Source organism: Actinocorallia sp. A-T 12471 (assembly GCF_033875155.1).
Lineage (GTDB): Bacteria > Actinomycetota > Actinomycetes > Streptosporangiales > Streptosporangiaceae > Actinocorallia.
The window spans coordinates 546674-567552 of sequence record NZ_JAWZTE010000001.1; the positions used below are offsets into that span (position 1 = coordinate 546674).

Sequence of the window (20879 nt, forward strand, 5' to 3'; positions counted from 1 at the left end):
AAGACGTGTGACATTTTGATCTAAACGAATGACCGGTTATGTGTCCGCGATCATCGGCCGCCCCGGAACGCGGGCGCAAAGGCCCGTGTTCCGGGGGGTGACACGCCTCAGGTCAGGTGGACGGTGCCGGTGACGTCGGCGGCGAGCCGCAGCGAGTCGCCGTCCTGCAGGAACGCCTCGACGCCCGGCGACAGCCGCTCGCCGTTGACGAACGTGCCGTTGGTCGAGCGCTCGTCGCGCACCTTGGCGACGCCGGACGGGTCGAGCCAGACCGTCGCGTGCTTGCGCGAGACGTTGTCGTACTGGGTGAAGGTCGACGCGGCGGGCGACTGCCCGGCGTCGCGGCCCAGGATGAGCTGCTGGCCCATGGTGACCTTCAGCTCGCCCGTCGGGAACGCCAGGCGCAGGGTCGGGCCGCCGCCCGGCCGCAGCGGCTTCAGGCAGACGTTGCACTGGGTCGCGGCGGGGTTGACCAGCACGCTCTCGCAGTGCGGGCACATCGCCGCGGTGCTGTCGCCGCCGCCGGGGCCCTGCCGGTGCTCCGGCGGGACGAGCGTGCCGTCCCTGGCGGGCGGCGGGTCGAGTGGGCTCCGCCGCTGCCCGTACGGGTCCTGGGGCTGCCCGTAGCCCTGCTGAGGCTGGCCGTACGGGTCCTGCCCCTGCGGCTGCCCGTAGCCGCCCTGGGGCTGTCCGTACGGCTCCTGGCCCAGCGGCTGCTGGCCGTAGCCGCCGCCCTGCTGCGGCTGGCCGTACTGGTCCTGTCCCTGCTGGCCGTAGCCGCCCTGCGGAGGCTGCTGCCCGTAGCCGCCTCCTTGGGGCTGTGCGTAAGGGTCCTGGCCCTGGGGCTGTGCGTACGGGTCCTGCCCTGGGGGCTGCTGACCGTACCCGCCGCCCTGCGCCGGAGGCTGCTGCCCGTAGCCGCCGCCCTGGGGCTGCGCGTAGGGGTCCTGTCCCTGCGGACCGCCGTACCCGCCGCCCTGCGCGGGAGGCTGCTGCCCGTAGCCGCCTCCCTGCTGGGGCTGACCGTACGGGTCCTGCGCCGGAGGCTGCTGACCGTATCCGCCGCCGCCCTGCGCGGGGGGCTGCTGCCCGTAGCCGCCGCCCTGGGGCTGTGCGTAAGGGTCCTGGCCCTGAGGCTGCGCGTACGGGTCCTGGCCTTGGGGCTGCCCGTAGCCCTGCTGAGGCTGGCCGTAAGGGTCCTGGGTGCCGTACTGGCCGCCCTGGGGCTGCCCGTAGCCCTGCTGCGGCTGTGACTGCGGGTACGGGTCCTGCGCCGGAGGCTGCTGACCGTATCCGCCGCCCTGGGGGGGCTGGCCGTAGGCGTCCTGGCCCTGCGGCTGCCCGTACGGGTCCTGCCCCTGGGGCTGCCCGTAGCCCGGCTGAGGCGGCTGACCGTAGGAGTCGGCGGGCTGCTGCGGACGACGACGCCTTCCGCGGGTGAGGTTGTTCCCGCACGTCAGGCAGATCAGATCGCCCGGGTTGTGCGGGGTCTGGCAGACCTCGCAGGTCAGAGTCTCCATGACGCCTCCCCGGCTCGTACCCCGGCCCCGTCCAGCACCGCGCTCAGACGATCCATGTCGCCTCGGCGCGGGATGCCGATGTAATACACCCGCCGTCCTTCCGCACCGTCTTCGACGCACACCTGCATGCGCCGCACGTCGTGTCCCTCGTGTTCGTACCGTTTCCTGCCGAGGGCAGTCAGCGGGACGAGCGTCTGGTTCGCCGACCCCCGCAGCGGGGAGCCGTCGTCGAGCCGTTCCACATATGGCCCTGCCACGACAGCGTCGCACAGGTCCAGGATGTTCCGCGACTCCGGGTCGCGGGACAACCGTGAGCTTACATATCCGGAATAAAGGAGGATGTCGAACTCTCGTGAGCCACGCCACACATGGATGCCCCGCAGGAGCGCGGCGAGGGCTTCCGGCTGCTGGAAGGGCTCACCGCCGGAGATCGTGACGCCGTCGACGGGCGGGAGCCCGGCGAGCCAGTCGAGCACGGCCGAGACCGGCAGGACGCGGCCCGCGTCGGCCGGCCAGGTGTCGGTGGACAGGCAGCCGTGGCAGGCGAGCGTGCAGCCCTGGAACCAGATCCCGGCCCGGGTGCCCGGGCCGAGCGCCGTCACCGGGTGGTGGACCTTGGCGAGCCGGATCTGGACGTCGCCGTCCGCCCGCGCGGCCCCGCCCCGCGGGTCGTTTTCTGGGCCGCTCATGCGCTGCCGCTCACTGCGCGGTCCCCGGCTCTTCGGCCGCGTCGCTCTCGACGGCCTTCTCGGCTGCGGCGCTCTCGGCTGCGTTCGTCTCGGCAGCGTTGGTTTCGGCGGAGCCGGTCACGTCGAGCCTGGCGATGCTGCCCTCGCGCTTGATCCCGGTGACGGTGATCCGCTCGCCCGGCGAGAGTTCGCGCTCGAACAGCGCGCGCGCGAGCGGGTTGACGAAGTGGGCCTCAAGGGCCATCCCGATCCCGCGCCCGCCCTTGTCGAGCTCGGCCGTGCACCACTCGCGCAGCGTGCCGAGCACGTCGGACTTCACCGCGAGCGACACCCTGTGCTCCTCGGTGACGCGGCGGCAGATGTTCTCCAGCTGCAGGTCGAAGATCTTCGACGCCGCCTCCGCCCCGATGAAGTTGAACACGATGACGTTGTCGCCGAGCCGGTTCAGCAGTTCCGGCCGGTTCAGGACCGTCGTGAAGTGGTCGGAGATCGCCGCCTTGATCCGGTGTTCGATCTCGGCGTAACCGAGGCCGGGGATCACCTTGGACGACCCGAGGTTGGAGGTGAAGATCAGGATCGACTCGGAGAAGTGGACGGTGTGGCCGCGTCCGTCGGTGAGGCGGCCGTCCTCGAGGATCTGGAGGAACTTGTCGAGGATGCGCGGGTGCGCCTTCTCGATCTCGTCGAAGAGGATCACCCGGAACGGGTCCTCCCGGACGGCGTTGGTGAGCTCGCCGCCCGCCTCGTGGCCGACGTAGCCGGGCGGGGAGCCGATCAGCCGGTCGCCGGCCTGCTCCGCGGAGAACTCCGACATGTCGAACCGCAGGTAGGCCGAGTCGTCGCCGAACACCAGCGACGTGATCGCCTTGGCCAGCTCGGTCTTGCCGGTGCCGGTCGGCCCGGCGAAGAACAGCACGCCGCGCGGCCGCGAGCCGGACTTGGTGGCCTGCGCGCCCGACAGGCCGAGGACCGCGCGCTTGAGGATGTCGAGGGTCTTGGTGACGGCCTGGGGCTGCCCGAGCACCCGTTCGGGCACCCGTCGCTCGCCGTCAAGGACGCGCTTGCGCAGGTGGCCGCGCGACCAGGGGTTGTCCAGGACGCCGAGCTTGTAGGTGCGCACCGCGTCCGGCAGCCCGTACAGGTCGACGTTCTGTTCCTTGGCCAGCCGGGTGATCTCGATCATCGACTGGAGGGTGAGGCCGTCGGCCTGCTCGGCGAACGCGTCGCAGGCGTCGGCGGCGGCCTGGTCCTCCGACGGGTCCGCGGCGAAGGCCCGCGCGAGAAGCCGGGCGGTCTGCTGCCGGTCGCCCAGGTGCGGCCGGGGGAGCGCGATCTCGCGGATCGCGTCGTTGCCGCCGACCAGCCACGACGGCAGGTCACCGGGACGCTCGGCGAGCCAGATGATCGGGTTGTAGAACGGCTTGGGCCGGATGCCAGGCACCCGGACCGGACGCGCGGTGCGCGCGAGCTTCTCGCAGAAGCGGAAGAAGTCGCGCTCGGCGGGTTGCAGGTCGGTGGGCGAGGAGGCGATCCGCGACGCGCCCTCGATGAGGAACGCCGCGCGCACCTGCTCGGTGGGCCTGGCCAGCGCCGCGAGGTGCTTGGTGAGCCCTTCGAGCGACGGCTTGGCGTCCCACTTGCCGAGCAGCTTGGCGGCGGCCGCCGCGGCATCCTCGTCGTCGGGGTGGACGCGCAGGCCGTCGACGGGGTCGTAGCTGATCAGGCAGGAGACGCCGCTGGGCTGCAGGGCCTCCCACAGCAGCTCGCGCAGTGGCAGCAGGGCTATTTCCCCACCGCCGTTGGGAAACAGGAAACTGTCGTAGAGGTTGCCCGACAGGACGTACTGCGAGTGCACCGACAGTGTGGCGTCGAGTTCGCGGATGAAGGGCGGCCACCCCATGAGGCGTCCGCCGAGTGTCGGCTGCTCAGTACTCAAGTCGGCGTTCCTTCGGCTTGTGCTGCTTGCGTCGGGCCTGCTGCGTCGATTCTTCCGTGACGGGCAGCTCCTCGGCACCCGGCTCCAGACGCCAGGTCACGGCCATGCCCATGCCCTCCGAGGCGAGCCGCTGCTTGGCCCGCTCGAACTCCGCACACCACTGGCGTTCGCGTTCGGCGTCGCGCCTGCGGTCGTCCTCGCTCTCCAGGGGACGGGTGCGCAGCATCTTCGCGCGCAGGGTGCCGTCCTCGATCCGCATCCTGACGGCCTGGTCGGGCCACTCGCCCCGGGTGAGGACGAGGTTGCCGTCCACTGCGGTGCGGGTCTCGAAGCCGGTGTCCACCTGGTAGCCGAGGTCTTCGAACGCCCGCGTGACGCTCTCCAGGATGTAGCGCCTCTCCGCCTCGGCCTGCGCGAGGCGTTCTTGCTCCTCAGCCCACAGCTTCAAGCGCGCGCGCTCTTCGCGCGTCCTGCGGTTGGCGTCTTGAATGCGGAGCCTTACCTCGTTGAGCAGCGTCTCGGCTTCCCCGTCGGAGGAAGCCCCCGCGACGCGTTCGGCGGCCTCACGCACCCGTGCGCGGTCGGCGGCGGAGGCGTCGGGGAGCAGACGGGTGAGGACGCGCGCCAGCTCCGGCGCGCGGTCGCGCGGCGCGGCCGCCCGGGCCTCGGCGGCCTGGGCGTCGAGCAGCCGGGCGGTGACGAGTTCGGCGAGCCGCGCGGACAGCGCGTGTTCCGCCTCGTCAAGGGCCGCGTCGACCTCCGCGCACCACGCGACGAGCTCGTCATGGGGGACGCCGGCGAGGTCGAGTTCCTCGGGCACCGGCAGGGACACCTGCCCCGGGTGCTCGCTCGCGGCGGCGTACACGGTGTCGCGCAGCGCCCGGACGCGCGCGTTGCGGTCGACCGCCTCGCGCAGCGCGCGCTCGTACCGTTCGAGTTCGGCGAGCGCCTCGGCCCGCGCGCCGGCCTTCTTCTCGGCGAGCGCGGCGAACATGGCCGCGCCGTGCGCGGCGGCCCCCGCGCCCGCGCCGAGGAGGCGGTTCGCGCCGAGGCTCGCGATGACCGCCGCGTCGAGCGCGATCTCGGCCTCCACGCCAGTGCTCATCTGCCGACCTCTCCCTCGGACCGACCCGTGCGGGCCGTCCGGTCAGTCTCCTATGACTTCCGCGCGGCGCGCTGAGTTCGCCGTCCGCCACCGGTGAACGCGCATTCCGCCGCCGACGGCGTGCGCGACGACGCCGACGGCCATCGCGAGCATCCACAGCAGCCAGGCCAGCGCGCTGAGCGCCGACAGCAGGAGCAGCGCCATGAGCAGCGGGATCGTCGCGGCGAGGAGCGCGAGCCCGCAGCCGCGCGCGCCGGTGCGCTGCGCGGTCGACGACATCGCGCGCGACGTCTTGGACAGCCCGCCCCCGGCGATCCTGGAGAGCTTCGCTGCGGTCGCCCAAGGCCCGTCGGCGAGGTAGTCGCCGCCCTGCCGGGACGCCACGACGACCTCGACGGCGAGCGAGACGAGCCAGGCCGCGACCGACGCGATGACGAGCAGGCCGAGCGGCACGGGGGTCTTCTGCACGGTGCCCGCCGCCTGCACCCGCTCGGGCTCGCCGCCGAACAGCGCGGCGATCGCGAAGCTCCCGGCGAGCCACAGGGCGAGCAGCGGCAGCGACCACAGGACAGCGCGCAGCCTTGCGCGGCCCGCTCCGGCCTTGCGCGCGCTCTCCTTCTGCTCCCACAGGGCGCGTCGCCCCTCGGCGCGGTAGGCGTCCTCGGCCTCCTGCCGGCCGGGGAGCGGCGGAGCGACCCGCGTCTGCGGCGGGACCTGCGGCGTCGGCGGGACCGGCGCGGCGCGTTCGTCGGCGACGTCGGGGGCGCCGCCGCGCAGCCAGGCGGAGATCTCGGCGTACCCCCAGCGGTGCCTCGGGTCGCGGGTCAGCAGGCCACGGCACAGCAGCCGCAGGTGCGGGTCCTGGACGTCGTCGTTGGCGATCGGCCTGGTCGCCAGATGATCGACCACGACCGTCTCGCTCATCCCGTCGAACGGGGCCCTGCCGGTGATGATCTCGCGCGCGATCATGCCGAGCGACCACCAGTCGCGCGCGGGCGAGACCTGCCCGGACAGCGACTCGGGCGCGGCGTAGGCGAGCGTCCGCGACGACGACGCGAACACCACGCTCTGCTCGAGCACCCGGCTCAGCCCGAAGTCGGTGATGACGAGGTCCGCGCCGCGCACGAGCACGTTCTCCGGCTTCAGGTCGCGGTGCACGATGCCCGCGTCGTGCAGCGTCTTCAGCCCTTCGGCGAGCTGCCCGACGACGGCCGTCGGATCGACCTGGCGGCCGCGCGCGAGCGTCCGCAGGTTGCCTTCCGGCAGGTACTCCATGACCTCGTAGTCGCGCCCGTCGGCGTGCCCGGTCTCCAGCACCCGCACGACGTGCTTCGACCGCAGCCTGGGCAGCTGCTCCCACACCGCGGGGTCCGCCCGGTACCCGCGCCGGTAGATCTTGACGACGTAGCGCGCGGTCCCCTCACGCACCAGCAGCAGATCCGATTCGGCCCCCTGCACGGGAAGCTCGTCCTCGACCTCGAACCGTCCGGCGAGCACCCCCGGCAGCCGCACCAGCGGCCCACCGCCCGTCGGCCCCGAGCCCGCCGCGTCACGGCTCGTGACCCCCGGATCCCGTCGCGTCCACTGCGGGTCATCCACCCCGCGAGCCTACCGCGCCCCCTCCCCCCACCCCCAGCGCCAAACCCCTCCCTCCCGCCCCCCGCCCTCCCAACCCCCCACCACAAAGCCTTGCCACCTCAGCCTCCGCACTCTCGAGCCCCACGGCCTCATCGCACATTGGGCTCCGCGCTGCGGCAACCGCGCCCCGGAGGGACCGGGTGCGGCCCGTACCCGCGACGGCGTCGGGGCCCGCGAAGCCCTGTCGCTTCAGGCTTCGCGGCGGCCACCGCGCTCCCGAGCCTCCGGGCCGTGTTGCGCATCGGGCTTCGCGGCAGCCGTGTCCCGGCGGGGTGAGGGGGTGTTGGTTGGGTGGGGTCCGTGTTTGCGGCGGTGTTGTTGGGGGCCCGCGAAGCCCCGTCGCTTCGGGCTTTGTGGGGCGGGGGGATTGTCGGGAATTGCGGGTGGGTGGGGAGGGGCGGGAATAGGGTGAAGGCGGGCATCCCGGAGGGTGAGACGCGGTGGCGTTCACCGCGCGGGCGTCAGGGAGTACATCGGCCGGGGGTGGTCTTGATGGCACGCCGTCTGCGCGGTCGGCGCGTATGAGGGTGCTCTATGTGAGCCCGTACGGGGGTGCGGGCGAGGTCGCCGGGCACACCGCGGCACAGGCCGTCGCGCGGTACACGGGGGTGTTGGCGCGGGCGGTCGGCAGGCTCGGGCACCGGACGGCGGTGCTGGCCGCGCGCGAGCCGGTGGGGGAGCGGCCCGCCGAGGTCGTGGGGGTGCTCGGCCAGGACGTGCTCACCGGTTTCCGGCCCGACCTCGTGCACGTCCAGTTCACCGCGGGCGCGTACGCCGGACGGGTCCGGGTGCTGCTGCGGCTGCTCGACGCGCTCGCCGCCCAGCGCGTCCCCGTCGTGGTGACGCTGCACGGCGTCGGCCGCGACCTCGGGCTGCTGCGCTGGGCGGGCCGCGCCGTGTACCGCAAGGTGGTCGCGCGCTGCGGCACGGTCGTCGTCCACTCCCGTGACGCCGCCGCCACGCTCGCCGGCGTCGGCGCGCAAGGCCGCGTCGCCGTCGTCCCGCACTTCTGCACCCCGCCCGCGCGCGCACGGCTGTCGCCCGAGGCGCTGCGCGCCGAGCGCGGGTTCGGCGCCGACCCGATCCTGCTCGCCTTCGGCTTCATCCACCCCGACAAGGGCCTCGACGACCTCGTGCGCGCCGTCGCCCTGCTCGGCGGCGAAGCAAGGCTCGTCGTCGCGGGCGGCGTGCGCCGCCGCTCGGGCCTCGCGCGCCTCGCCGAACCGCGCGACCGCCGCTACCTGCGCCGCGTACGCGCGCTCGTAGCGCGCGAACGCCTGACCGACCGCGTGCTGTTCACCGGCTATGTCCCCGACGACGAGGTCGCCGCCTGGTTCGCCGCCGCCGACGCCGTCGTCCTGCCCTACCGCAGGGCGGTACGCACCGGCGTCGCGCACCTCGCCCTCGCCACCCACCGGCCTGTCGTCGCCACGACAGTCGGGGCGCTGCCCGAGCTGTTCGAGCGCTGGACCGTCCCGCCCGGCGAGCCCGCTGCGCTCGCCGAGACGGTCAACGGCCTGCTGTACTCGCCGGGCGTCCCGCTGCCCGAGCTCGGCCCCGGTCCCGACGAGGTCGCCGCGCGCACCGAGACCCTCTACGAGTCGGTGCTCCGCCCGGGTGAGGAACCTCTTGCCAGAAGGTGAGGAGAAACGCAACGAAGTCGACCGAACGCGCCCGGTGCCCATAGGATGCCGCATCTATGAGTGACGAGGGCACCGCCCACCACGGGCACAGCGCGAGCGGCAGTCCGCACCGGCCGAACTACGACGCGACCCTTGAACTGATCCGCTGCACCGCTCCGGGCTGCGGCTTCCTCGGCGGACGCGTCGCCTTCGGCGAGCACCTCGCCGCCCTCGGCCTGTGCCCGGACTGCTGGGGCGTCGGCGTGATCAAGATCCGCAAGCTGGTCAGCTACGACCACGACTGCGCCACCTGCGGCGGCACCGGCCTGCGCGCCAAGACCCGCAGGAAGCGCCTGTCCCGCCGCGCCTAGCCCTGCGGCCCGGTGTTCCGCCTGATCTTCTGCAGCTCCTCGGTGATCTTGAACTGATTGATCACGAACTCGAGCGCGAGCCTCACGCACACCACCTGGAAGATCCAGAAGATCGGCGTGACGATGATCGCCGTGATGAACGGCCACGCGGGGGCGTCCTCATACGGGTTGCTGCCGCCGAGCCCCCAGATGAACAGGAAGAGCAGGATGCTGAACAGCGTGATCACGGCGAGCGACAGCAGGTAGAAGCCCCGGATGAGCATCGGGGTCACCATCGCGTCGAACCTTGTGTCGAGCAGCGCCCCGAAGAACCCCTTGCGCCGCACCGGCCGAGGACCTGTCGGGTGCTGTCCGGACTGCTGGGGGTCGCCCTGCGGGGGCTGGCCCTGCCACTGGGACGGGACGGGCCGCTGCGGCGGCGCGGAGGCGGGCGGCTGGTCGGGGCGGTAGCCGTACTGGTTGGGGTTGAAACGCGGCTGCTCCGGCGGGGTAGTCACCGTTCCAGCTTAGGCCGCGCCGCCTTCCCGGCGCGGTATCCGCGACGGCCTCGCCGCCCCGCGTCGCCGTGCCGGATGAGGGCCGGTATTAGGTGCCCGGACGAATAGGGGCCCGGCGGATGTCCGGAAACAATGCCGGGGTGCTTCGCTGTCCATAGCCCACGGCTATCGAAGTGGGCCGGAGGATATGTGATGAGCATCACATTGCCTCGACCTGTTGTTAACTGTGTCACATTTGTGAACAGCAGGCGTAGGGTCGCCATCCTGCACCCAGAGGAGGCGGCGATGGCCACGGTCGAGGCGCCCGCGAAGACGCGCGCGCGGATCAAGGAACGTACGTTCCGCACGGACAACTGGCGCAAGTATCCGGTACTGACCTTTGTCTTCTTCACGGCATGGGTGGCCTACGCCACGGTCCGGGCGATGTGGGGCAGTGCCTTCTTCGTCCCGGAGTACCACTATCTGACCCCGTTCTACTCGCCATGCTTCAACGACGCGTGCGCGAGCGTCACCCTTGACGGGCACACCGGCAGCGCCGCGCTGTTCGGCACGTTCATCCCGGCGAACGCGCCGTTCTTCATCCCCTACGCGCTGCTGTCGCTGCCGTTCCTGCTGCTGTTCCGGCTGACCTGCTACTACTACCGCAAGGCTTACTACCGGGCCTTCTGGCTCTCCCCGCAGGCGTGCGCGGTCCGTGAGCCGCACGCCAAGTACTCGGGTGAGACGCGGTTCCCGCTCATCGGCCAGAACCTGCACAGGTACTTCTGGATCGCGGCGATGATCATCTCGCTGATCAACACCTATGACGCGTTCCTCGCCTTCCACGGCAAGGACGGCGGGTTCGGGATCGGGCTCGGCACGCTCATCCTCTGGGCGAACGTGATCCTGCTGTGGCTGTACACGCTGTCGTGCCACTCGTGCAGGCACGTGACGGGCGGACGGCTGAAGAACTTCTCCAAGAACCCGGTCCGCTACAAGCTGTGGACCTGGGTGTCGGCGATCAACACGCGGCACGGCACGTTCGCGCTGATCACGCTGGGCTCCCTCGTCGTCGCTGACTTCTACGTGATGCTCGTGGCCAGCGACACCATCAACGACTTCCGCTTCTTCAACTGAAGGCCCTCATGACTGAACTCGAACGACACTCCTACGACGTCGTCGTCATCGGAGCGGGCGGCGCGGGACTGCGCGCGGCGATCGAGGCACGGCTGCGCGGCAAGAAGGTCGCGGTCATCTCCAAGTCGCTGTTCGGCAAGGCGCACACCGTCATGGCCGAGGGCGGCGCGGCGGCCGCGATGGGCAACGTCAACAGCAACGACAACTGGCAGGTCCACTTCCGCGACACGATGCGCGGCGGCAAGTTCCTGAACAGCTGGCGGATGGCCGAGCTGCACGCCAAGGAGGCGCCCGAGCGCGTCTGGGAGCTCGAGGCGTGGGGCGCGCTGTTCGACCGCACCAAGGACGGCAGGATCTCCCAGCGCAACTTCGGCGGCCACTCCTACCCGCGTCTCGCGCACGTCGGCGACCGGACGGGCCTCGAGCTCATCCGCACCACGCAGCAGAAGATCGTCTCCCTCCAGCAGGAGGACCACGCCGAGTTCGGCGATTACGAGGCGCGCATCAAGGTGTGGGCCGAGACGACGGTGACGCGGCTGCTGAAGAACGGCGACCGGATCTGCGGCGCGTTCGCCTACGTCCGGGAGACCGGCAAGTTCGTGGTGTTCGAGGCCCCGGCCGTCGTGCTGGCGACCGGCGGCATCGGCAAGGCGTTCAAGGTGACGTCGAACTCCTGGGAGTACACCGGCGACGGCCACGCGCTCGCGCTGCTGGCCGGGGCGAACCTGCTGAACATGGAGTTCATCCAGTTCCACCCGACGGGCATGGTCTGGCCGCCGTCGGTGAAGGGCATCCTCGTCACCGAGTCGGTGCGCGGCGACGGCGGCGTCCTCACCAACTCCGAGGGCAAGCGGTTCATGTTCGACTACATCCCCGACGTCTTCAAGGAGCAGTACGCGACGACGCCGGAGGAGGCCGACCGCTGGTACACCGACGCCGACAACAACCGGCGTCCCCCCGAGCTGCTGCCCCGCGACGAGGTCGCCCGCGCGATCAACTCCGAGGTGAAGGCCGGCAGGGGCAGCCCCCAGGGCGGCGTCTTCCTCGACGTGTCGTCCCGGATGCCCGCCGAGGAGATCATCCGGCGGCTCCCGTCGATGCACCACCAGTTCAAGGAGCTGGCGGACGTCGACATCACCAAGGAGCCGATGCAGGTCGGCCCGACCTGCCACTACGTGATGGGCGGCGTCGAGGTCGACCCGGACACCGGCGCGGCCGCGGTGCCCGGCCTGTTCGCGGCGGGCGAGTGCTCGGGCGGCATGCACGGCTCGAACCGGCTCGGCGGCAACTCCCTCACCGACCTGCTGGTGTTCGGCAAGCGCGCGGGCGACGGCGCCGTCGACTACCTCGAGGGTCTCGCCGAGATCCCCGGGGTGCCCGAGGAGGAGGTCGCGGCAGCCGAGGCCGAGGCGCTCGCGCCGTTCGCCCGTCCCGAGGGCGAGAACCCCTACGCGGTCCACGCCGACCTCCAGGCGACGATGAACGAGCTCGTCGGCATCATCAGGACCGCGAGTGAGCTCGAAGCCGCCCTCGAGGCGCTGGTGAAGCTGCGCGACCGCGTCGCCGACGTCGGCGTCAAGGACGCGGGCCCCGGCGGGCGCGGCTACCACCCCGGCTGGCACCTGGCGCTCGACCTGCGCAACATGCTGCTGGTGTCGGAGTGCGTCGCCAAGGCCGCGCTGGAGCGCGAGGAGTCGCGCGGCGGCCACACCCGCGAGGACTTCCCCGGCATGTCCGCCGAGTGGCGCAAGGTCAACCTCGTCTGCTCCCTGACCGACGACGGCGCGGTCGGCCTGCTGAAGCAGCCGCTCACGCCGATGCGCGAGGACCTGCTTGAGCTCTTCGAGACCTCAGAACTGAAGAAGTACCTCACCGAAGAGGAGCTGCCGTAATGGGTTACCTGGCCAAGTTCCGCGTCTGGCGCGGAGACAGCGGGCAAGGGGCGCTTGAGGACTTCGAGGTCGAGGTGAACGAGGGCGAGGTCGTCCTCGACGTCATCCACCGGCTCCAGGCGACGCAGACCCCCGACCTCGCCGTCCGGTGGAACTGCAAGGCGGGCAAGTGCGGCTCGTGCTCGGCGGAGATCAACGGCAAGCCGCGCCTGCTGTGCATGACCCGGATGTCGACCTTCACCGAGGACGAGGTCGTGACGGTCACCCCCGTCCGCACGTTCCCGGTGATCCGCGACCTCGTCACCGACGTGTCCTTCAACTACGCGAAGGCGCGGGAGGTCCCGTCCTTCGACGGCGGCGACGTCAAGCCTGGCGAGTTCCGGATGAAGCAGATCGACGTGGAGCGCTCGCAGGAGTTCCGCAAGTGCATCGAGTGCTTCCTGTGCCAGAACGTCTGCCACGTGATCCGCGACCACGAGGAGAACGAGGCGGCCTACGCCGGCCCGCGCTTCCTCATGCGGGTGGCCGAGCTCGAGATGCACCCCGCCGACGTGCTCGACCGCCGTGAGATCGCCCAGGACGACTTCGGCCTCGGCCTGTGCAACATCACCAAGTGCTGCACCGAGGTGTGCCCCGAGCACATCAAGATCACCGACAACGCCCTGATCCCCATGAAGGAGCGCGTCGTCGGCCGCAAGTACGACCCCCTGGTCTGGCTCGGCAGCAAGCTGGGCATCGTCCGCAAGGGCGAGGACACCCCTCCGGCCTGACCCCCGCACGCGAAAGGGCCCCCGGCGCGAACGCCGGGGGCCCTTCGCGGTGTCGGGGAGGCTCAGCGGCCCGCGAGCGACAGCGTGATGACGATGTTCGAGAGCTTGCCGGGGGTGCGCTTGCCCTTGGCGTCCTGCAGCAGGGCGTCGAGGGTCCAGGCGACCTTCTTGTCCTGGGCGGTGGGCTTGGCGGCCGGACGGGCGGCGGCCGGGTCGGCGGCCGCGGGGGTCTCGCCGGTCGGGAGCGGACCGCCGATGATCTCCTCGATCACCCGGGTCGCGATCACCTGGAGCTGGGCGAAGATCTCGTTCAGCTGCTCGGGCGGCAGCGCGAAGACGGCCTCGACGAGCAGGAACAGCCGCGTGAAGTCACCGGCGAGGATCTCGCGGGCGATCGTGGAGATCTCCTCGGGGAAGACCGCCAGGACCTCCTCGATGATGGCGTTGACGTCCGGCGCGGCCGCGGGCGCGGACACCGGGACCTGCGGCGCCGCGTGGACCGGCGTGATGGCGGTCAGCGCGGGCGCGATGGCCAGCGCCGCGGTCGCCGCGAGAAGCGCGGGCTTGCGAACGTTCACAGGGGGGCTCCTCGTGCGGATGGGGGGGAAGAGAGAGCCCGCTAAGACTAGTGACGGAATCCGATAACGATCAATACCTGTCCGCTAACGGTCCATGTGTGACGGAAACCGACGAAAGGGCGCTCGACGGTCTCCCGTCGAGCGCCCTTCCGCGGGGTGCTTCTTCTCCGGTGGGGACTACTTGCCGGACGCGCTCAGCCAGTCGCGGTTCATCCGGCCGATGAACTCCTGCGGGATGCCCTTCGGGCACGCGATGGTGCACTCGCCGGTGTTGGTGCAGCCGCCGAAGTCGAGGTCCTCGTGCGCCTGGACCATGTTCAGCACGCGGCTGTCGCGCTCGGGCTGGCCCTGCGGGAGCAGGCCGAGGTGCGCGACCTTCGCCGACAGGAACAGCGTGCCGGAGCCGTTCGGGCACGCCGCGACGCACGCGCCGCAGCCGATGCACTCGGCGGCGACGAACGCCTTGTCGGCGTCGACCTTCGGCACCGGGGTGGCGTGCGCGTCGGGCGCGGTGCCGGTCGGCGCGGAGATGTAGCCGCCGGCGGCGATGACCTTGTCGAACGCGCTGCGGTCCACGACGAGATCCTTGACGACCGGGAACGCCTTGGCCCGCCACGGCTCGACGTCGATCGTCTCGCCGTCCTTGAACTTGCGCATGTGCAGCTGGCAGGTCGTGGTGTTGCGCTCGGGGCCGTGCGGCTGGCCGTTGATGACCAGGGAGCACATGCCGCAGATGCCCTCGCGGCAGTCGTGGTCGAACGCGATCGGCTCCTCGCCCTCCAGGGCGAGGCGCTCGTTGAGCACGTCGAGCATCTCGAGGAACGACGCGTCCTCGGAGATGTCGTCGATGTCGTAGGTGACCATCTGGCCCTTGTCAGCCGCGTTCTTCTGACGCCAGATGCGGAGCTTCAGCTTCATGGGTTTCGCGCCTCTTACTTGTAAGAGCGGGTGCTCGGCTTGACGTACTCGAAGACGAGGTCCTCCTTGTGGAGGACGGGCTTGTCGCCGCCCGTCCACTCCCACGCCGCGGCGTAGGAGAAGTTCTCGTCGTCGCGCTTGGCCTCGCCGTCCTCGTCCTGCGACTCGGCCCTGAAGTGGCCGCCGCAGGACTCGGTGCGGTGCAGCGCGTCGATGCACATGAGCTCGCCGAGCTCAAGGAAGTCGGCCACGCGCCCGGCCTTCTCCAGTGACTGGTTGAGGTCGTCGCCCGAGCCGGGGACCGTGACGTTCTGCCAGAAGTCCTCGCGCAGCGCCCGGATCATCCCGATCGCCTTGCGCAGGCCCTCGTCGGTCCGCTCCATGCCGCAGTACTCCCACATGATGTGGCCGAGTTCGCGGTGGTAGGAGTCGACGGTCCGCTCGCCCTTGATGGACAGGAGCTTCTCGACCTGGGCGTTGACGCCGTCGACGGCCGCCTGGACCGTCGCGTCGGGCACTGCCGTCGCCGGGTTCTTGGCAAGGTACTCGCCGACCGTCTGCGGGATGACGAAGTAGCCGTCGGCCAGGCCCTGCATCAGCGCGGACGCGCCGAGGCGGTTCGCGCCGTGGTCGGAGAAGTTCGCCTCGCCGAGCACGAACAGGCCAGGGACGGTGGACTCGAGGTCGTAGTCGACCCAGAGGCCGCCCATCGTGTAGTGCACGGCGGGGTAGATGCGCATCGGCTGCTCGTACGGGTTCTCGCCCGTGATGCGCTCGTACATCTGGAAGAGGTTGTCGTACTTGGCTTCGACGGCCTTGCGGCCGAGCCGCTCGATCGCGTCGGAGAAGTCGAGGTAGACGCCGAGCCCGCCGGGGCCGACGCCGCGTCCCTCGTCGCAGACGTTCTTGGCGGCGCGCGAGGCGATGTCGCGCGGCACGAGGTTGCCGAACGCCGGGTAGATGCGCTCCAGGTAGTAGTCGCGCTCGTCCTCGGGGATGTCGCTCGGCCTGCGGCTGTCGCCGGCCTCCTTGGGCACCCACACGCGGCCGTCGTTGCGCAGCGACTCCGACATCAGGGTCAGCTTCGACTGGTGGTCGCCGGAGACCGGGATGCAGGTCGGGTGGATCTGGGTGTAGCACGGGTTGGCGAAGTACGCGCCGTGCTTGTGCGCCCGCCAGGCGGCGGTGACGTTGGAGCCCATGGCGTTCGTCGACAGGAAGTAGACGTTGCCGTAGCCGCCGGTCGCCAGGATGACGACGTCGGCGGTGTAGGACTTGATCTCGCCGTTCATCAGGTCGCGGACGACGACGCCGCGCGCCTTGCCCTCGTGCATGATCAGGTCGAGCATCTCGTGCCGCGCGTGCAGCTCGACGTTGCCCGCGTCGACCTGCCGCATCAGCGCCTGGTAGGCGCCCAGCAGGAGCTGCTGGCCCGTCTGGCCGCGCGCGTAGAACGTGCGGGAGACCTGCGCGCCGCCGAAGGAGCGGTTGTCGAGCAGGCCGCCGTACTCGCGGGCGAACGGGACGCCCTGGGCGACGCACTGGTCGATGATCTGGGTGGAGATCTCCGCCAGGCGGTGCACGTTCGACTCGCGGGCGCGGAAGTCGCCGCCCTTGACGGTGTCGTAGAACAGCCGGTGCACCGAGTCGCCGTCGTTGCGGTAGTTCTTTGCGGCGTTGATGCCGCCCTGCGCGGCGATGGAGTGCGCGCGCCGGGGGGAGTCCTGGAAGCAGAACTGGATGACCTTGTAGCCGAGCTCGCCCAGGGTCGCGCCCGCCGAGCCGCCCGCCAGGCCGGTGCCGACGATGATGACGGTCTTCTTGCGCTTGTTGGCCGGGTTGACCAGCTTCACGTCGAACTTGCGCTGGGTCCAGCGCTCCTCGACCGGCGCGGCGGCCGGGGCCTTGGTGTCGGCGATGGGCTCGCCGGAGCTGTAGAACTCTGTCGCGTCGCTCATTAGTCGACCACCCCCAGGGTCACGGAAATCGGAACGATCAGGAAGCCGATGCTGAGCAGGACGGCGAAGCCCGTCGCGACGACGTTGAGCGTCCTGTCGTGCTTGGGGTTCTTCGCGCCGAGGGTCTGCACCGCGCTGACCAGGCCGTGGCGCAGGTGGAAGCCCAGCATGATCATGGAGACGACGTAGAAGATCGTCACCCACCAGCGGTCGGGGGCGAACCCGGCGACCACGTTCTGGTACGCCTCGCCGTGGACGCCGTGGGGGTTCGCGACGCCGACGGTCAGGTCGAGGATGTGCCAGATGATGAAGAGCAGGATGATCACGCCGCCCCAGCGCATGGTGCGCGCGGCGTAGGAGCCGTTCACCTTCGGGCGGTGCTGGTACTTCACCGGCCGCGCGCGCTTGGCGCGGGCGGTGAGTTCGGCGGCCGCCCCGAAGTGCATCACGACGACGACGACAAGCCCCACGCGCATGATCCACAGGAACCACTCGTGGTGGAGTGCCGGTTCCCCGATCGTGCGCAGCCAGGCGGCGTAACCGTTGAATTCCTCGAGCCCGAAGAAGATCTTCAGGTTTCCGACCATATGTCCAATGAGAAAGAGGACCATGAGCGCGCCTGTGACGGCCATGATCGCTTTTTTGCCTACCGTTGACCGGTAGAGAGCGGGGATCGACGCAATAGCCACGGTCCGGAACCGTACAAATGCGACAACGGTTCGTCCAAGTCATCGAATGTCTGGTTTCCATAGCCTGAGGCTATGGTCCCTTGCCCAACGGGCCTTGTCGCTCTCGTGATCTTCCGGGCGGTGACCGAACTCACAAGGTCACGGGGAACCTTTTGATCGCTCTACGAAGCGTAGTACTACAGGCGATAGTGGTCAACGTCGGGCCAGGTTGAGCACCTCGTCGACGCTCCACTGGTCGTCGGCGTGCGCCCCGATCCTGGCCGCGAGGACGGTTCCGTCCGGCGCGATCAGGAAGTCGCCGGGCAGCCCGAGCCGTCCGCCGGTGGGCTTGAGCTTCGGCGCGTACGCCCGGCCGCGCAGCGCCCTGGGCAGCTCGACCGCGAGCGACCTGATGACGCTCGGCCACACGCGCGGGTCGAGCAGCGCCCGCGGCGCGCTCTCCACGCCGAACTCAACGTACAGCCGCCGCGCCGGATCGGCCACGACGGCGAACGGCAGCTCCTTCACGTGCTTGCGCAGCTCGTCGGCCGGCGCGTGGAACACCGCGACCTCGGTGATCCCGGCCGCCTGGATCTCGGGGTACCGGACGGCCACGGAACGCAGGTGCACGTTGCAGATCGGGCATCCGGCGAACCTGCGGAACTGCAGGTGGACGAGGTGTTCGGGGTCGGGGACGGACACGGGCCCGCCCATCACGGTGTCCAGCGCGCGCGGGGCGATGCGGCTCTGCTCGGTGACGGTCGTGACGGCCTCCTGTAAGCGTATGGGGTACGCCTAACAGCATAAGCGTATGCCCTACGCTGTCAAGGGTGCCGAGACCCAGATCACTCACGCCCGACCGGATCGCCGAGGCCGCCCTCGCCGTCATCGACGCCGACGGGCTCGCCGCGCTCAGCATGAAGGCCGTCGCCGCACGGCTCGGCATGGGGACGATGTCGCTGTACCGCTATGTCGCCGACCGGGCGGAGCTCGAGGAACTCGTCGTGGAGCGGGTCCTGGCCGACGTGAGCACCGGGGACGCCGAGGGCACCTGGCGGGAGCGGGTCATGACGCTGGCCGAGCGGGTGCGCGCGGCCGTCGGGCGGCATCCGAACGCGCTGCCGCTCATCGCCGCGCACCGGGACGGCTCGCCGTCGCTGGCCCGCTGGACCGAGGCGGTCCTGGTGGTGCTCACCGGGGCCGGGTTCGCCGGGCGGGAAAGGGTGGTGGCGCTCCGCGCGCTGGTCGCCCACCTGCTCGGCGCGGTCGAGCTCGAGCACCGGGGCCCGCTGGGCGGCCGCAGCACCCGGCGCATGACGGAGCTCGCCGCGTTCCCGCTACTGGCCGAGACCGCCCGCGACGCGCTCGCGCTGCCGCCCGACGAGGAGTTCCGGCGCGGCCTCGACCTGCTCCTCGACGGTCTGGAGGGGGCGTCCCGGCGCTGAGCGGCGGCCGGGACGCCGGGTCTCACTTCGCGGGCAGCGACTCCTTGAGGAACGCGACCTGGAGGTGGAGCAGGTTCTCCGCGACGATCTCCTGCGGCGTCATGTGGGTGACCCCCGACAGCGGCAGCACGGTGTGCGGGCGGCCCGCCGCCAGCAGCGCGCTGGACAGCCGCAGGGTGTGCGCGGCGACCACGTTGTCGTCGGCGAGGCCGTGGATGATCATCAGCGGCCGGCTCAGCGCGGGCGCGTCGTCGATGAGGGAGTTCGCCTTGTAGACATCCGGCTCCTCGCCGGGGTCGCCCAGGTAGCGCTCGGTGTAGTGGGTGTCGTACAGGCTCCAGTCGGTGACCGGCGCGCCCGCGACGGCGGCGTGGAACACCTCGGGACGGCGCAGCACCGCGAGCGCGGCGAGGAACCCGCCGAACGACCAGCCACGGATCGCGACCCTGTCGAGGTCGAGCGGGTACCGCTCGGCGGCCGCGTGCAGCGCGGAGATCTGGTCTTCCAGGACGACGTCGCAGAAGTCGCCCTGGATGGTCCGCTCCCAGACCGGGCCGCGCCCGGGCGTGCCCCGGTTGTCGGCGACGATCACCGCGAAGCCCTGGTCGGCGAGGTACTGCGCCTCGCAGAACGCGCGGCCCGCCGCAAGGACGCGCTGGGCCCCCGGACCGCCGTACGGGTCCATGAGGACGGGCAGCCGCTCCCCGGACGCCGGGTCGAACCCGCTCGGCAGCAGCACGGCGGTCCGGATCTCACGGTCGCCCGCGGGGAAGATCTCGACCTTGGGGGTGATCACCGGGATCTCGGCGTGGTTGGCGATCTCGACGTCCGAGCCGTGCACCCAGGTCCGCGACCGCGTCGAGTCGAGCGTCGTGCCGGACAGCACGACGACGCCGCCCGCGCGGACCGCGGAGAACACCCCGCGCCCCTCGGTGAGCTGCCGCAGCCCCTCGGGGGAGTGCTCCCAGACGTGGACCTCGGTCGGCTCCTCCGACGCGGTGAACAGCACGGATTCGCCGGAGACGTCGAGGATCGTCCGAACCTGGAGCCCGGACGGCGTCACCGGCTCCCCGCCGACGGTCAGCCGTCGCGTGTTGTCGTCGTCTATCGTCCAGACCAGCGCGCCCGAGCCGGTGCGGGCCGGGACGCCGCCGACGATCTCCAGCCAGGCCGCGTCGTGCGCGTTCTGCACCACGGCGGTCTGGCCGTTCAGCACGTCAACGCTGAGCACCCGCAGCGTCCGCTGGTCGCGGGTCTGCACCACGATCAGCGGCCCGCGCGCGTCCCACGAGACCGTGACGAGGTAGGGGTACATCCCTCGGTCCCAGTCGACCGTCGCCTTGGCCTCGCCCTCGGCCCCGACGATCACCAGCGACACGATCGCGTTCGGCGTCCCGGCCGCCGGGTAGGCGACGACCTGGGCGGGCCGCTCGGGATGCGCGGGGTCCGCGATGTGCCAGCGGTGCACCGGCGTCTCGTCCACTCGCGCGACGAGCAGCGCGTCGCCCTTCGGCGACCACCAGAAGCCGCGCATCCTGCCCATCTCCTCGGCCGCGATGAACTCCGCGAGCCCGTAGGAGACCTGCTCGCTCTCCGAGCGGGCCACGACGGTGTCCGCGCCGGTGGCCACGTCGATGACGTGCAGCGACCTGCCCGACACATACGCGACGCGCCCGCCGCGCGGGTCGAGCCGCGGCCCGAACACCGGCGCGACGGCCGGGAGCTGCTTCACCGCCCCGGTCGCGAGGTCGCAGGTGAACAGCTGGCCGCCGAGCGTGAACGCGGCGATCCTCGCGTTGTCGTCGGTGCTGTAGGAGACGATGCCGCCCGCCGACTCGCGCGCCCGCTCGCGCCGCGCCCGCTCCTCGGCGGGAAGGTCGCTCTCGTCTATGTCGAGCTGCACGGGGTCGGCCAGCAGCCGCTCTTCCCCGGTGGCCGGATCGAGCCGCCACAGCCGGGTGACGGGGTCGGTGCCGTCCTTGCTCCGCAGGAAGACCACCGAGGAGCCGTCCGGCGAGACAGTCACGCCGCGGGGCGCTCCGAGGGTGAACCTGCGGGTCCTGGCGCTCTGGCGCGGGAAGCTCGTCGTCATGGACCAAGCCTAAGCCGCGCGGTCGCGGCGGCCGATCCGACCTGCGCCCGGGCGCGCGGAGGGC

The 20879-nt window shown here is 71.1% G+C and carries 18 protein-coding genes; 6 read left to right on the forward strand and 12 right to left on the reverse strand.

All coding sequences use genetic code 11. From position 1 onward, the window contains the following. Nucleotides 1-107: 107 nt before the first annotated feature. From R9X44_RS02560 to R9X44_RS02580, 5 genes are read right to left on the reverse strand one after another with little or no spacing between them, the layout of a single operon-like run. Nucleotides 108-1520, reverse strand: coding sequence for an FHA domain-containing protein (locus R9X44_RS02560; protein WP_319812288.1), 1413 nt, complete (start codon nucleotides 1518-1520; stop codon nucleotides 108-110). Then, nucleotides 1508-2209: a 4Fe-4S single cluster domain-containing protein gene (locus R9X44_RS02565; protein ID WP_319812289.1), complete on the reverse strand. Its 702-nt coding sequence runs from the start codon at nucleotides 2207-2209 to the stop codon at nucleotides 1508-1510. Before R9X44_RS02565 ends, R9X44_RS02560 begins: the two co-directional genes overlap by 13 nt. Nucleotides 2210-2219: 10 nt before the next feature. Beyond that, nucleotides 2220-4145 carry an AAA family ATPase gene (locus R9X44_RS02570; protein WP_319812290.1) on the reverse strand — a complete coding sequence of 642 codons (1926 nt, stop codon included), beginning with the start codon at nucleotides 4143-4145 and terminating at the stop codon, nucleotides 2220-2222. Then, nucleotides 4135-5250: a response regulator receiver protein gene (locus tag R9X44_RS02575; RefSeq protein ID WP_319812291.1), complete on the reverse strand. Its 1116-nt coding sequence runs from the start codon at nucleotides 5248-5250 to the stop codon at nucleotides 4135-4137. The genes R9X44_RS02570 and R9X44_RS02575 overlap by 11 nt, the downstream gene beginning before the upstream one ends. Before the next feature lie 42 nt (nucleotides 5251-5292). Next, nucleotides 5293-6849 (reverse strand): serine/threonine-protein kinase, encoded by a 1557-nt coding sequence (locus R9X44_RS02580; protein ID WP_319812292.1) that lies wholly within the window; start codon nucleotides 6847-6849, stop codon nucleotides 5293-5295. A 575-nt stretch (nucleotides 6850-7424) separates the two neighbouring features. Here R9X44_RS02580 and R9X44_RS02585 point away from each other — a divergent pair. Next, the gene (locus R9X44_RS02585) at nucleotides 7425-8531 is read left to right on the forward strand and encodes a glycosyltransferase (RefSeq protein WP_319812293.1); all 1107 of its coding nucleotides are present in this window, start codon (nucleotides 7425-7427) and stop codon (nucleotides 8529-8531) included. A gap of 56 nt (nucleotides 8532-8587) precedes the next feature. Beyond that, a complete protein-coding gene (locus R9X44_RS02590; protein ID WP_319812294.1) occupies nucleotides 8588-8881 on the forward strand; it encodes a hypothetical protein in 294 nt (97 codons plus the stop codon). Here R9X44_RS02590 and R9X44_RS02595 read toward each other — a convergent pair. Beyond that, nucleotides 8878-9378 carry a DUF4282 domain-containing protein gene (locus tag R9X44_RS02595; RefSeq protein WP_319812295.1) on the reverse strand — a complete coding sequence of 167 codons (501 nt, stop codon included), beginning with the start codon at nucleotides 9376-9378 and terminating at the stop codon, nucleotides 8878-8880. The genes R9X44_RS02590 and R9X44_RS02595 overlap by 4 nt on opposite strands. Nucleotides 9379-9663: 285 nt before the next feature. Between R9X44_RS02595 and R9X44_RS02600 the strand changes: the two genes are divergently transcribed. Genes R9X44_RS02600 through R9X44_RS02610 form a run of 3 tightly spaced genes read left to right on the forward strand, consistent with a single transcriptional unit; the run spans nucleotide 9664 to nucleotide 13156 of the window. Then, a complete protein-coding gene (locus tag R9X44_RS02600; protein WP_319812296.1) occupies nucleotides 9664-10494 on the forward strand; it encodes a hypothetical protein in 831 nt (276 codons plus the stop codon). An 8-nt stretch (nucleotides 10495-10502) separates the two neighbouring features. Further along, nucleotides 10503-12386 carry a fumarate reductase/succinate dehydrogenase flavoprotein subunit gene (locus R9X44_RS02605; RefSeq protein ID WP_319812297.1) on the forward strand — a complete coding sequence of 628 codons (1884 nt, stop codon included), beginning with the start codon at nucleotides 10503-10505 and terminating at the stop codon, nucleotides 12384-12386. After that, nucleotides 12386-13156 carry a succinate dehydrogenase/fumarate reductase iron-sulfur subunit gene (locus R9X44_RS02610; protein WP_319812298.1) on the forward strand — a complete coding sequence of 257 codons (771 nt, stop codon included), beginning with the start codon at nucleotides 12386-12388 and terminating at the stop codon, nucleotides 13154-13156. The genes R9X44_RS02605 and R9X44_RS02610 overlap by 1 nt, the downstream gene beginning before the upstream one ends. Before the next feature lie 62 nt (nucleotides 13157-13218). Here the strand turns inward: R9X44_RS02610 and R9X44_RS02615 are convergent, their stop codons facing one another. From R9X44_RS02615 to R9X44_RS02635, 5 genes are all read right to left on the reverse strand, one after another. Further along, nucleotides 13219-13734 (reverse strand): hypothetical protein, encoded by a 516-nt coding sequence (locus R9X44_RS02615; RefSeq protein WP_319812299.1) that lies wholly within the window; start codon nucleotides 13732-13734, stop codon nucleotides 13219-13221. Nucleotides 13735-13911: 177 nt separating this feature from the next. Further along, the gene (locus tag R9X44_RS02620; RefSeq protein WP_319812300.1) at nucleotides 13912-14652 is read right to left on the reverse strand and encodes a succinate dehydrogenase/fumarate reductase iron-sulfur subunit; all 741 of its coding nucleotides are present in this window, start codon (nucleotides 14650-14652) and stop codon (nucleotides 13912-13914) included. Nucleotides 14653-14666: 14 nt separating this feature from the next. Continuing rightward, a complete protein-coding gene (locus R9X44_RS02625; protein WP_319812301.1) occupies nucleotides 14667-16610 on the reverse strand; it encodes a fumarate reductase/succinate dehydrogenase flavoprotein subunit in 1944 nt (647 codons plus the stop codon). Continuing rightward, nucleotides 16610-17299, reverse strand: coding sequence for a succinate dehydrogenase cytochrome b subunit (locus R9X44_RS02630; protein WP_319812302.1), 690 nt, complete (start codon nucleotides 17297-17299; stop codon nucleotides 16610-16612). Before R9X44_RS02630 ends, R9X44_RS02625 begins: the two co-directional genes overlap by 1 nt. A gap of 192 nt (nucleotides 17300-17491) precedes the next feature. Then, on the reverse strand, nucleotides 17492-17992 hold the full coding sequence (locus R9X44_RS02635; RefSeq protein ID WP_319812303.1) for a peroxiredoxin-like family protein: 501 nt from the start codon (nucleotides 17990-17992) through the stop codon (nucleotides 17492-17494). A 116-nt stretch (nucleotides 17993-18108) separates the two neighbouring features. On the opposite strand from R9X44_RS02635, the gene R9X44_RS02640 reads away from it, so the two are divergent. Continuing rightward, complete coding sequence (locus tag R9X44_RS02640; RefSeq protein ID WP_319812304.1) at nucleotides 18109-18723, forward strand: TetR/AcrR family transcriptional regulator; 615 nt, start codon at nucleotides 18109-18111, stop codon at nucleotides 18721-18723. Nucleotides 18724-18745: 22 nt separating this feature from the next. Here the strand turns inward: R9X44_RS02640 and R9X44_RS02645 are convergent, their stop codons facing one another. Next, nucleotides 18746-20815, reverse strand: coding sequence for an alpha/beta fold hydrolase (locus tag R9X44_RS02645; RefSeq protein WP_319812305.1), 2070 nt, complete (start codon nucleotides 20813-20815; stop codon nucleotides 18746-18748). Between the last annotated feature and the right edge of the window lie 64 nt (nucleotides 20816-20879).